The 12,441-nt window shown below is 65.0% G+C and carries 10 protein-coding genes and 1 pseudogene; 4 read left to right on the top strand and 7 right to left on the bottom strand.

What is annotated here, in order from left to right; all coding sequences use genetic code 11:
- Nucleotides 1-76: 76 nt before the first annotated feature.
- The 6 genes and pseudogenes from UNPA324_RS16035 to radA all read right to left on the bottom strand — a co-directional run bounded on the left by UNPA324_RS16035 (nt 77) and on the right by radA (nt 6,633).
- The gene (locus UNPA324_RS16035; protein ID WP_141935112.1) at nt 77-1,303 is read right to left on the bottom strand and encodes an ABC transporter substrate-binding protein; all 1,227 of its coding nucleotides are present in this window, start codon (nt 1,301-1,303) and stop codon (nt 77-79) included.
- Between the two features lie 168 nt (nt 1,304-1,471).
- Nucleotides 1,472-1,885: pseudogene (locus UNPA324_RS16040) on the bottom strand (NHL repeat-containing protein); the annotation flags it as partial.
- 74 nt (nt 1,886-1,959) lie between these two features.
- Nucleotides 1,960-2,700 carry an SDR family NAD(P)-dependent oxidoreductase gene (locus UNPA324_RS16045; protein WP_141935113.1) on the bottom strand — a complete coding sequence of 247 codons (741 nt, stop codon included), beginning with the start codon at nt 2,698-2,700 and terminating at the stop codon, nt 1,960-1,962.
- Between the two features lie 139 nt (nt 2,701-2,839).
- Entirely contained in the window at nt 2,840-4,363 is a 1,524-nt protein-coding gene (purF, locus tag UNPA324_RS16050; RefSeq protein ID WP_141935114.1) for an amidophosphoribosyltransferase, read from the bottom strand.
- Between the two features lie 28 nt (nt 4,364-4,391).
- The gene (locus UNPA324_RS16055) at nt 4,392-5,021 is read right to left on the bottom strand and encodes a CvpA family protein (RefSeq protein ID WP_018646074.1); all 630 of its coding nucleotides are present in this window, start codon (nt 5,019-5,021) and stop codon (nt 4,392-4,394) included.
- Nucleotides 5,022-5,187: 166 nt separating this feature from the next.
- Complete coding sequence (radA, locus tag UNPA324_RS16060) at nt 5,188-6,633, bottom strand: DNA repair protein RadA (protein WP_128917573.1); 1,446 nt, start codon at nt 6,631-6,633, stop codon at nt 5,188-5,190.
- A gap of 194 nt (nt 6,634-6,827) precedes the next feature.
- Here radA and UNPA324_RS16065 point away from each other — a divergent pair, with 194 nt between their 5' ends.
- Both UNPA324_RS16065 and UNPA324_RS16070 read left to right on the top strand, forming a co-directional pair.
- On the top strand, nt 6,828-7,988 hold the full coding sequence (locus tag UNPA324_RS16065; RefSeq protein WP_141935115.1) for an ABC transporter substrate-binding protein: 1,161 nt from the start codon (nt 6,828-6,830) through the stop codon (nt 7,986-7,988).
- A complete protein-coding gene (locus UNPA324_RS16070; protein WP_141935116.1) occupies nt 7,988-10,054 on the top strand; it encodes a putative bifunctional diguanylate cyclase/phosphodiesterase in 2,067 nt (688 codons plus the stop codon). Before UNPA324_RS16065 ends, UNPA324_RS16070 begins: the two co-directional genes overlap by 1 nt.
- A 6-nt stretch (nt 10,055-10,060) precedes the next feature.
- Here UNPA324_RS16070 and UNPA324_RS16075 read toward each other — a convergent pair whose 3' ends face one another.
- Entirely contained in the window at nt 10,061-10,786 is a 726-nt protein-coding gene (locus tag UNPA324_RS16075) for a sulfite exporter TauE/SafE family protein (RefSeq protein WP_128917570.1), read from the bottom strand.
- Between the two features lie 296 nt (nt 10,787-11,082).
- Here UNPA324_RS16075 and UNPA324_RS16080 point away from each other — a divergent pair, with 296 nt between their 5' ends.
- Nucleotides 11,083-11,451 carry a GFA family protein gene (locus UNPA324_RS16080; protein WP_128917569.1) on the top strand — a complete coding sequence of 123 codons (369 nt, stop codon included), beginning with the start codon at nt 11,083-11,085 and terminating at the stop codon, nt 11,449-11,451.
- Nucleotides 11,452-11,544: 93 nt separating this feature from the next.
- Nucleotides 11,545-12,360: an SGNH/GDSL hydrolase family protein gene (locus UNPA324_RS16085; protein WP_128917568.1), complete on the top strand. Its 816-nt coding sequence runs from the start codon at nt 11,545-11,547 to the stop codon at nt 12,358-12,360.
- Nucleotides 12,361-12,441 lie beyond the last annotated feature (81 nt).

Consider the following 12,441-nt stretch of genomic DNA (forward strand, 5'->3'; position numbering starts at 1 on the left):
CTGGTCCCGATGTATTTCCATTGCAGAGTGAACGCGGGCAAGACGCATGCGGCGCCTTGCCCGCCTTCTGCTTGATTTACTTCTTCACCAGCGGGCAATCGCTGTCCTTGAGCGGCTTGGCCGCGTCTTCCGCCGAGATCGTGGCGATCTGCTTGTAATAGTCCCACGGGCCCTTCGATTCCTCGGGCTTCTTCACCTCGAACAGATAGGCGGGGATGATACGGCGGCCGTCCTCGCGCAGCGGGCCCTTGCCGAACAGCGGGTCGTCGGTCGGCAGCTCCTTCATCTTGGCGACGACCTTGGCGCCGTCATGCGGATTGCCGCCGAGCGCGTCCATGGCCTTGAGATAGTGCAGGACCATCGCGTAATTGCCGGCCTGGGTCATCGAGGGCATCGCGTTCTTGCTGGCGGCAGCGGCGAACCGCTTGGACCATTCGCGGGTCTTGTCGTTCAGGTCCCAATAGAAGGATTCCGTGAACGTCAGGCCTTGCGCGGTCTTCAAACCGAGCGAGTGCACGTCGTTGATGAAGAGCAGGAGCGCGGCGAGCTTCTGGCCGCCTTGAACGATGCCGAACTCGGCGGCCTGCTTGATCGCGTTGGTGGTATCGCCGCCGGCATTGGCGAGCCCAATCACCTTGGCCTTGGAGGATTGCGCCTGCAGTAGGAAGGACGAAAAGTCCGCCGTGTTCAGTGGATGCTTGACGCCACCGAGCACCTTGCCCCCATTGGCCGTGACAACGGCGCTGGTGTCACGCTCGAGCGCATGACCAAAGGCATAATCGGCGGTCAGGAAGAACCAGCTGTCGCCGCCCGCTTTCGTGAGCGCCTTGCCGGTGCCGTTGGCGAGCATGTAGGTGTCGTAGGTGAACGAGATCGTGTTCGGGGTGCAAGCCTTGCCCGTCAGGTCGGCCGAGGCCGCTCCCGAATTGAGCAGCACGGCGTTCTTCTCCTTGACGACGTTGCTGACCGCGAGCGCCACACCGGAATTCGGCGTGTCGGCGATGGCGTCAACCTTCTCGGTGTCGATCCACTGCCGGGTGATGTTGACCCCGACGTCGGGCTTGTTCTGATGGTCGCCGCTGATGACGTCGATCTTCCAGCCCTTCTTGAGCAGGCCGGAATCCTCGACCGCCATCTTGATCGCGACCACCGAGTTCGGGCCGCCAATGTCGGCATAGAGGCTCGACATGTCGTTGAGCACGCCGATCTTGACGGTCTTGTCCTGCGCGAAAGCGGATGTTGCAAAACCGAAGGCGGCACAGGCGAGAAGGGCCGCGGAGCGGCGCGCGAACGTCGTCGTCATAAAAGGTTTCCTCCATTGTCAAATATGCGGACGGCTCTCTTTGCGGAGTCTTGGTCCTTCCGATGGCTCTAGCCTGTCCGAGGCCCGGCGGCAATGCGCCTAAAGCCGGATGACACGGCGCCGTAGCGTCATCCGTCGGTTAACTTTTGGACAAAATGCGTTGAGACGCTATTTCAGCGCATCCGATGTCAGCTTGAATTTCTGGATGCGCTTTCCGGTGTCGACCTCGGCGGTATAGACGTTACCCCTCCCGTCGATTGCCATGGCGTGCACCCAGTGGAATTGACCGGCATTGCGGCCGCTGTGCCCGAAGCTGCCGACCACGCTGCCGTCCTCGCGCTTGATGATCCTGATTTCGTTGTTCTCGCCGTCGGCGTTGAGCAGATAGGTCTGCTTTGGATCGGGCCAGAGCGCGATGTCCCACACCGCGCCGTTGCCTAGCGTGTTCTTCTCGAAGAAGAACTCCTTCACGAAGCTGCCGTCCTTCCTGAACGCCTGGATGCGGTTGTTGATGCGGTCGCAGACATCGGCGAGGCCGTCATTGGCGAGCTTCACGCAATGGACCGGGTTGCCGAATTGCTGTCTCCCATTTCTTGGCTCGCGGCTTGCTGCCGCTTGAGCAGCGGCAGTCAATCGCGGGGAGGTTAGCGAGTCAATCAGGCGGGCGAACGGAAGCTCATCAGCTTGCGGGTCTTGTAGTCGTAGAATTTGCCGGTCTCGGTCCAGTCGGGCGTGCATAGCGGCACGATGAATTCGGCGACCTGCTCGGGCGTGTCGAGCGCTGCCGGATCCTCGCCCGGCATCAGCGTGGCCCGCATGCGGGTGCGGACCGGGCCGGGGTTGAACAGATTGACGCGCAGCTTGGTGTTCGCGGTCTCCTGCGCCCAGGCGCGCGCCAATGTTTCCAGCGCGGCCTTGGATGCCGCGTAGGGGCTGACATAGGCGGTCGCCTTGGTGGCGGCGCCCGAGGTGATGAACACGGCGCGGCCGGCGTCGGACTGCTTCAGCAGCGGCTCCATGCAGCGGATCAGCTGGAAGTTCGCGGAGACGTTGACGGCCATCACGTCGTTGAATGTCTTGAGTTCGATATGGCCGATCGGCGAGGAGGGGCCGAGCACGCCGGCATTGCCGACGAGGATGTCGAGCTTGCCATAGCGTTCGTGCAGGCCGGCGCCGAGGCGTGCGATGCCGTCGGAATCGGTGAGGTTGAGCGGCACCAGGGTGGCGCTGCCGCCGAGTTTGCGGATCTCGTCGTCGAGCTCTTCCAGCCCGCCTTGCGTGCGCGCGGCGGCAACGATATGCGCGCCAGCCTTCGCCAGAGCGAGGGCCGTGGCATAGCCGATGCCGCGCGAGGCGCCGGTGACGAGAGCGATGCGATCGGTGAGGGGTTTTGTCATCGTCGAATACTTCCGTCATGCCTGGGCTTGTCCCGGGCATCCACGTTCTTTGTGGCGGGTATTACAGACGTGGATGGCCGGGACAAGCCCGGCCATGACGAAAAGGACCTCTGATGAGCCCCCGGGGGGCGCTCCGCCGTCAGCTCGCCTCCGCCAGCAGCGACAGCTGCCGCGGCTGCTGCTCGGTCTGGGTCTGGTCGGTGAGGTGGGTCGGATAGGCGCCGGTAAAGCAATGATCCGAGAATTTCGGATTGGCGGGGTCGCGGCCGGGCTCGCCCATGGCGCGGTACATGCCGTCGATCGACAGGAAGGCGAGCGAGTCGGCGCCGATGATCTCGCGCATCTCCTCCAGCGAATGCGTCGCCGCCAGAAGGCCGCCGCGGTCGGGCAGGTCGATGCCGTAGTAATCGGGATACAGGATCGGGGGCGAAGCGAGGCGGAAGTGCACTTCCTTGGCGCCGGCATCGCGCATCATGCGCACGATCTTCTTCGAGGTGGTGCCGCGCACCAGCGAGTCGTCGATCAGGATGATGCGCTTGCCCTCGATCGCGGCGCGGTTGGCGGAGTGCTTCATGCGCACGCCGGATTCGCGGATCGCCTGCGTCGGCTGGATGAAGGTGCGGCCGACATAATGGTTGCGGATGATGCCGAGCTCGAACGGTACGCCGGAATGCTGGCTGTAGCCGACCGCGGCGGGCACGCCGGAATCCGGCACCGGCACGACGACGTCGATCGGCACGTGGCTCTCGCGCGCAAGCTGTGCGCCGAAGGCCTTGCGGACCTCGTAGACCGAGCGGCCGTGGACGATCGAATCCGGACGGGAGAAATAGATGTACTCGAAGATGCAGGGGCGGGGCGCCATCGGCGGGAACGGCTTGTGGATGTCCTGGCCGTTCTCGTCGAACACGATGACCTCACCTGGCTCGATGTCGCGGATGAAGCGCGCGCCGATGATGTCGAGTGCGCAGGTCTCCGAAGTCAGGATCGGGCAGCCTTCGAGCTCGCCGAGCACCAGCGGGCGGATGCCGCGCGGATCGCGCGCGCCGACCAGCTTCTTGTTGGTCAGCGAGACCAGCGCATAGGCGCCCTCGATCTCGCGCAGCGCGTCGATATAGCGCTCGATGAAGCGGCTGCGTCTGGAGCGCGCGACCAGGTGCAGGATCACCTCGGTGTCGGTGGTCGACTGCATCATCGCGCCGCTCTTCACGAGCTCGCGACGCAGCGTCAGGCCGTTGGTGAGGTTGCCATTGTGGGCCACCGCGAGGCCGCCGGCATTGAGCTCGGCGAACAGCGGCTGCACGTTGCGCAGGATGGTGGCGCCGGTGGTGGAATAGCGGACATGGCCGACGGCCATATTGCCGGGCAGGCGGTCGATCACCTCGCGGCGGGAGAAAGTATCGCCGACGAGGCCGAGCCGGCGTTCACTGTGAAAACGGCCGCCGTCGTAGGAGACGATGCCGGCGGCTTCCTGGCCGCGGTGCTGAAGGGCATGCAGGCCGAGCGCGGTGATGGCGGCGGCGTCGGGGTGACCGTAGATGCCGAATACGCCGCATTCCTCGCGCAGCGTATCGCCCTCCAGGTCGTCCTGAACCTCTAGCGTGGCCGGGCCCGGACCGGCGTTTGGATCGAGATCAAGTTGGGCGTCCTGGTCAGGGTGTCGCATCTCGTCCGCGCCTCTCATTTAGGGGCAATCAACGCGCCGCAGGTTTCTCGATCAGTTTCTTCAAACTGTCGCGAGCAGGTTTACTGTATCCGTCGCCACCGCCCGAAGGCTGCTGCTCGGAATCAGCTTGATCATCATCTGGTTTGTTTTTCTTGAATCTCTTCAAGATGGTGTTCTCGGGGTCGTCAGGCAAGAGGGCCATCAGCCAATCCCCGGTTCCCTGGAGCACCACGCGGGACTTGGCCCCCGTGACCCAGTCCGGGCGCTGCTTGTCCGGCACCAGCCAGGTGAAGAACAGGAAGGCGACCACGACGATCAAAAGCCCGCGAGCCAGGCCAAACAGGAAGCCGAGGGTGCGGTCCAGCGCGCCGATGCGCGAATCCAGGATCATGTCGGAGATTCGGACCGTGATCACGGAGACCACGACCAGGGTGCCGACGAACACGCCCGCGACGACGACCACGCTCGCGACGGTGTCGTTGTTGAAATAGGTCTTGGCGGTCGGCAGCAGCTTGGAGAAGGAGTAGAGCGTCACGATCGCGGCCGCGCCCCACGCTGCGATCGAGAGGATTTCGCGCATGAAGCCGCGGACCATGGCGAGCAGGCCCGAGATCAGCATCACACCGAGCAGGATCAGGTCGAGGAGTGTTACTGGCATCGGCTGGTCTGGTCCGCTCGTACTTCAAAGGTGCTCAGCGAATCGGTGCTTGGCCGCTGCCTTAAAAGAGGGGCAGACGGCGTTCCCGGCAAGGCCGCAACCACGCAATCCCATGCTGCTTTTGTGACGGCTGTATAGCGGCGGGGGCCTCCGGCGTCACCTCCACCTAACCCTCTCCGCGGCGGAATCTTGCTGGTGTGGCATTTTTCTCTGCCGGCGCGTTCGATTCGCCCCGGCGGGAGCCGCGGGCGGCGATCTCGGCCACCAAGGTCGTCAGGCTATTGACCGCATTCAGCGACAATCCGGCATCGCCGCCGCTCTCGCCGCGTGCCGATTCGGGCAGTACGGCGCGCTGAAAGCCGAGTTTGGCGGCTTCCTTCAGCCGGGCCGGCGTCTGCGCCACCGGGCGAACCACGCCGGACAGCGAGATCTCGCCGAAATAGACCGCATCGGTCGGCAATTGCGCGTTAACCAGGGATGACACCAGCGCCGCCGCCGCGGCGAGGTCCGCTGCCGGCTCCTGGATGCGCAGGCCGCCCGCCACGTTCAGATAGACGTCGTGGCCGGACAGCTTGACCCCGCAATGGGCCTCAAGCACCGCCAGCACCATCGACAGCCGGCTCGGATCCCAGCCGACCACCGCGCGCCGCGGCGTGCCGAGCGAGGTCGGCGCCACCAGCGCCTGCAATTCGACCAAAACGGGCCGCGTGCCCTCGATACCCGCGAAGACTGCGGTGCCGGGCGTGCCGAGATCGCGCTCGGACAGGAACAGCTCCGAGGGGTTGGTGACCTCGCGCAGGCCCAGCCCCGTCATCTCGAACACGCCGATCTCGTCGGTCGGGCCGAAACGGTTCTTCACGGCGCGCAGGATGCGGAATTGCTGCGAACCTTCGCCCTCGAACGACATCACGGCGTCGACCATGTGCTCGACCACGCGGGGACCGGCGATCTGGCCGTCCTTGGTGACATGGCCGACCAGGATGATGGCCGCGCCGCTTTTCTTGGCAAAACGGATCAGCGCCTGCGCCGAGGCGCGCACCTGCGTCACCGTGCCGGGCGCCGATTCCACCGTGTCGGTCCACATGGTCTGGATCGAGTCGATCACGATCAGCCGGGGCACCGCGCCCTCCGACAGGGTCGAGACGATGTCCTCGACAGACGTCTCGGCCGCGAGCTGCACCGGCGCATCCGACAGCCCGAGCCGCTCGGCGCGCAGGCGCACCTGCGCGACCGCCTCTTCGCCGGAGATGTAGACGACGCGGTGGCCGGCGCGCGCCAGCAGGCTGGTCGCCTGCGTCAGCAGCGTCGATTTGCCGATGCCGGGATCGCCGCCGACCAGCAGCACCGAGCCGCGGACGAAGCCGCCGCCGGTGACGCGGTCGAGCTCGGTCATGCCTGAGGACAGGCGCGGCGCGTCCGGGCTCTTGCCGGCGAGGCTCTCCAGCGCGAACGTCCGCCCTTTGCGCCTGGAGCGAATCGAGACGGGCACGCTGCCGCTGGTGTCCTCCTCGGCGAGCGTATTCCACTCGCCGCAGGACTCGCACTTGCCCTGCCAGCGGTTATAGGCCGCGCCGCAGTTCTGGCAGACGAAGGAAAGCGTGTTCTTGGCCATGGGGACGGATGAGTCGAGGTTTCAGCTTGCTGATAGCACGGAATGGCGGGGTGATCGCCGGCGCTTCGATTATCTCAATCCGGAACGGCAGATAAACCTTTCATTAGCTCTGTGCCGCTGTGGCCCGGTGGATTTTGCGAAATGTTAGCGGACGTGGGTCCAACCTCGGAACCATCAGGGGCGGGCGAAGCGAAATGAAGGGATTCCTGCGAATATTGCTCGCTGCGGGCATGGCCTGCGGCGTTTTCGCGTCTGCCGGCCGTAGCCTTGCCAAGCCCCTTGCCAAGCCCCTCGACATCGTCTTCGTCAATCCCGGCAAGACCGGCGAGGTCTTCTGGGACATGGTCGCGCAGAGCATGCAGGCCGCCGGCCGCAAGCTCGACGCGCATGTCGAGGTGCTGACCAGCGAACGCAACTACCGCACCATGCAGGAGCTCGGCCTCGGCGTGGTGGCACGTCGCGACAAGCCCGATTTCCTCATCCTGTCGAACGAGGAATCCGCCGCCGTTCCGATCCTGGAGGCGGCCGAGGCTGCGGGCGTCAAGACGCTGCTGCTCTCGAACACGCTGATCGGCGAGGATGCGGCGCGTCTTGGACCGCCGCGGCAAAAGCTCAAGACATGGCTCGGCGACATCACCACCGACCTTCAGACCGCGGGCGCACGGATGGCCAATGCCCTGATCGCGGCGGCGCGTACCGAGAAATGGCAGAGCGCGGACGGCAAGATCCATCTTCTCGGCATCGGCGGCGACGAGATCACGCCCGCCTCGATCGCGCGCAATGCCGGTCTCAAGCTCGCGGTGGATGCCGCGCCTGACGTCGTGATGGACCGGTTGCTGTTCGCCAATTGGACGCAGTCGGAGGCCGAGCAGGTCACGACGAATTATCTGGGCTGGGCCTCGCGCAAGGAGATCCGGCCCGCCGGCATCTGGGCCGGAAACGATCCGATGGCGCTCGGCGCGCTGCGCGCTGTGGTCGCGGCCGGCCTCGTGCCCGGCCGCGACATCCAGCTGGTCGGCCTCAACTGGTCGGAGGATGCGCTACGCGAGATCAGGGCAGGCCGCCTGCTGCTGACCGACGGCGGGCATTTCCTGCTCGGCGGCTGGTCGATCGTCCTGCTGCGCGACTATGCCGACGGCTGCGATTTCGCGGCAGTTTCACCCCGCGTCGAGGTCAAGACCTCAGCAATCACGCGCGACAATCTCGCCTCGGTCGGCGATCTCATCAAGACGCGCGCCTTCGACCGGATCGACTTCGCGAAGTTCCGGGCGAAGGCCGGACGCTGCGGTCACTATGACTTTTCCCTCGACGCGCTCATTTCGTCCCTGCCGCTTCCCGAAGGCGCCGCAGACTGATGCGCAAGGACGAGGCGATGACCGATCCCGAACGCAACGACGAGGCCGCGCCGCCGCGCTTGCGCTCCGTCGTCCGCGCCATGATCTGGGCCACCGTCCCCGTTCTGCTGCTGGTGCAATTGCTCGCCTCGGCCGGCGTCGAGGCTTCGAGCTTCTGGTCGCAGATCAGGCAGCTCGACGCCCGCATGGCCCGCGTCGCCGAGAGCCGGGCCGAGCTGATCGCCGAGCCGCTCTGGAAGATGCGCTACGACCAGGTCACGGGCGTGCTCAACGAGATCATGCACGACGAGACCATCGCGGCGGCGACCGTCTATGACGATACGGGCGCGGCGATTGCCCGCGTGGTGGCGCACCCCGAAGGCCAGGCGGTCGCGGAGGTCTCGCGTCCGATCCACTACAGCAACGGCAACATGGCCGTTCAGGCCGGTCGCATCGCGATCGCCTATTCCCATGCGGCGCTTTCCGCCGACGCGGGCAGCCGGCTGGTGCTGCTGCTGGTCGTCGGCCTGCTCGCAACCTTTGCGACCCTGATCGCCATGCGGATTTCCGCCAACATCTTCATCGGCAGGCCGCTGGCGGCCATGATGTCGGCGATCCAGCGCAGCAAGCAGGATGGCCGGGCCTATCCGGCGGACGTCACATCCTCGAACGAATTCGGCCAGCTCGCGCGCGCCTTCAACGCCATGCAGCATACGACGTCAGGCGCGCTCGACCGGCTCGGACACATGGCCGCGCACGATCCGCTCACGGGGCTACCCAACCGGCGCTCCCTGACCGAGCGTCTGGCCGTCGCGAGCCGCGATGGAGGCAGGCCGGACGCGCTGGTCGCGTTCTGCTTCATCGATCTCGACGACTTCAAGGGCATCAACGACACTTTCGGCCACGAGGCCGGCGACAAGTTCCTGGTTCAGATTTCCCAGCGTCTTCGTCGCGCGGTCGAAGCGGAAGATTGGGTCGCCCGGCTCGGCGGCGACGAATTCGTCGTCATTCGTCCCGAGGTGAGCAACGAAGCCTCGGCGCACGCATTCGCACAGCAGGTGCTGGACGCCATTTCCGATCCGATCCGGCTCCACGACAAGCAGGTGGTGCCGCGCGCCAGCATCGGCCTTGCCGTGCGCCGCGCTGACGATCCGGAGCTGTCGCATCTGCCGACGCTGGCCGATATCGCGCTCTATCATGCCAAGAGCAAGGCGCCGGGCACGGTCGCGGTGCTGGATGAAGCGCTTCAGCGCGACTATCGCCGCCGCAGGGATCTCGAGCTCGCCATTCCCGCGGGCTTTGCCGAGGGACAGTTCGAGGTCTGGTACCAGAGTCAGGTCGACCTCGAAAGCCACGACGTGGTCGGCCTGGAAGCGTTGATCCGCTGGCGTCATCCCGAACACGGCGTGATCGGGCCGGCCGAATTCCTGCCGCTGATCGAGCGCAGCGGCAATAATGCACGACTGACCCGTTACGTGCTGACCGACGCCTGCTGGGCGCTGCAACGGCTCGCCGCCGCCGGCAGGCCGCAGATCCGGATCGCGATCAATCTGCCGCCGTCCGAGCTCGCCGACCATTCGCTCGCCGCCGAGCTGCGCGCGACCTGCGCGCGCTTCGATGTCGCGGCATCGCTGCTGGAGCTCGAGATCACCGAGGGCTCGCTGATCAACAATATCGCCAGCGCCGCCGAGACGCTGCATCGCCTGCGCCGCCTCGGTGCCACGATCGCGCTCGACGATTTCGGCACCGGCTACAGCTCGCTCGCTCATCTCAGGCGCTTCCCGCTCGACAAGGTCAAGATCGACAAGGCGTTCATCAGCGAGATTCCCGATAGCGCCGAAGACAAGGCGATCGTCGGCGTGATCGCATCGCTCGCCGGCACGCTGGGGCTCACTCTGGTCGCGGAGGGCATCGAGCGCGCCGAACAGGCCGCGGCCATGCGTGAGATGGGCGTGAGGTTCGGGCAGGGCTATTTCTATCAGCGGCCGCAGCCGCTCGACGCCGTGCTGCAATGGCTCGAGGGGCAGCCGGCGGCCAACAGCTGCGTCCTCGTCGACAGCCCCTCGATCGCGCCCGAATTCGCCTGAGCGCGATCAGGACTGCGTCGCGTTCCACAGCATCGAGAGCCCGGCTGCGATCATGATTGCGTCCATCAGCAGGCGGAACATGTCCGGCTTCAGGTGCAGCACGAAGCGCTTGGCGATGAAGGCGCCCGACATCAGCGAGGCGCCCGCGATCAGGCCCTTCATGAAGACATCGCCGGTCAGCGCGCCGAAACGTTCGAAGGTCACCGACTTCGCAAAGTAGAGACCGAGCGAGGAGGCGGCCTCGGTGGCAAGAAACGCCCCTTTGCTGAGGCCATAGAACAGGAACAGCGGCACGCTGAGCGGGCCGGTGGAGACGACGATGCCGGTGAGATAGCCGATGATCGCGCCGCCGATCGCAAGGTGCCGGAGATTGGCCTTCAAATCGTGCCGCGCCAGCCAGTGCCGGACCGGCACCATCGCGATCAGGAAGGCGCCGATGGCGAGGTCGACGGCATGCGAAGGCAGCGCCAGCAGCGTTCGCGCGCCGAGCACCGCGGCCGGAATGCCCGTGACCGAATAGGCCGCGCAAGCCCGCCAGTCGACCTCACGCCACCAGGCCAGGATGCGCGAGAAATTCGCCATCACGGAAGCCACCGCCATGATCGGCACGGCCTCCTTCGGCCCATAGGCATAGACCAGCACCGGCATCAGCATGATCGACGAGCCGGTGCCGACGATGCCTGATATGGTGCCGGCGATGAGGCCGACCGCGAGGACGAAGAGAAAGGCCACGAAGAACGCTCCGGGAATCGGGAGAGCTTAGCCGCTGGCAGCGGCGCGAGCGATCCGTCCCCGGCGAAGGAACCTATTTGCATGGCGCATGGGCCATGCCGGTCTCGGGACGGACTCGAGGCATTTCAGGCCGGGGCTGGGGACTTTCGGAATACCCGTAAGTCATTGAATCAACTGAGGCCGGCTACTTTGCATGGGGTTGTTTTCGTATTTCTTGTTCAGGCGTCGCGCTGCTGACAGCATGTTGGCAGCAGGGGCTGGCTACGACCATCCCCTGACAAAACGGGGAGCGGGTCATGCCGATCGAGGCAAGCTGTCATTGCGGGGAGACGGTGTTCGAGGTGACGGAGGCGCCCTCGAACGTCACGCGCTGCACGTGTTCGCTCTGCGCCAAGCGCGGCGCGTTGTGGGCCTATTACACGCCGGCGCAGTTTCGCCTGTTGTCACCGCTGGACAATGTCGCGACCTATCTCTGGGGCAGCCGCACGGTCAAACACCATTTCTGCGCGAATTGCGGCTGCGGCACCTATTCGGAGTCACCGGACTGGTCGACCGGCAAGCCCGACTTCGACAATCCCAAGGTCGCGGTGAATGCGCGGCTGTTCGACGATTTCGATCTCGAGGCGGTGCCGGTCAACGTGATCGACGGGAAGAATCTGTGGTGAGCATGCAAGGCGCATGTCCGCCGCGTGTTGGTGCTCTTGAGGCGATTTTGAAAAGCTGATTTGGTTCCGGCTCTGAAGAATAGGGAGGAAGCCATGCGTCTTTTTGCGCGAGTGATGCTCGCAATGTGTCTGGCCGTTGTAGCCGGATTCAACGCAGAGGCGCAGACCAAGCCGAAGGTGACATCGCTCGGACCTGACTTCCCAAAGGCCGTGCTGTTCGTCGGCAACAGCTTCTTCTACTACAACAACGGCATGCCCGGGCATCTCACCTTCATGGAGCGGGCTGCCGATCCCGCAAACAAGAGGGCGTACCGCAACACCATGGTGACCATCGGCGGCTCCGGCCTCGACTGGCACGACATGGACAATCTGCTGCGGCCGGCCGGCCTCGGCGCCTATTCCTTCGACGAGCAGAACAACGTCATCTTCAACAAGCCGGGCCGGCAGTACGACACCGTCGTGATGATGGATTGCAGCCAGTGCCCGATCCATCCGCAATTGAAGGATGCGTTCACGACCTTCGCGAAGAAAGACAGCGAGATCGTCCGCACCCACGGCATGCGGCCGGCGCTGTTCATGTCCTGGGCCTATGCCGACAAGCCCGAGATGACGGAGGCATTGGCCGAGGCTTATACGACCGCGGGCAATGCCAACGATGCACTGGTCATTCCCGCAGGTCTTGCCTTCGCGCGCGTGCGCAAGCTGCAGCCGGAACTCAATCTCTACGCGCCGGACAAGCGGCATCCGAGTCCGGCGGGCACGTACCTTGCGGCATGCGTGACGTTCGCGGCGGTGACGGGACGTTCGCCGGTCGACAATGCATACACGATCGTGGGGCTGGACGCCGGGACGAGGCAATTGCTGCAGAAGGCGGCGTGGGATACGGTTCAGGAATATTACGGACGGTGAACCACACTCTTTTGTAGGCTGGGTAAAGGCGCACTTGCGCCGCGCCCACCACCTGTCTCGGTAAGCGAATTATGGTGGGCA

Origin of the sequence: Bradyrhizobium sp. UNPA324, assembly GCF_006658635.1 — a bacterium.
GTDB classification, from domain to species: Bacteria; Pseudomonadota; Alphaproteobacteria; order Rhizobiales; family Xanthobacteraceae; genus Bradyrhizobium; species Bradyrhizobium nanningense.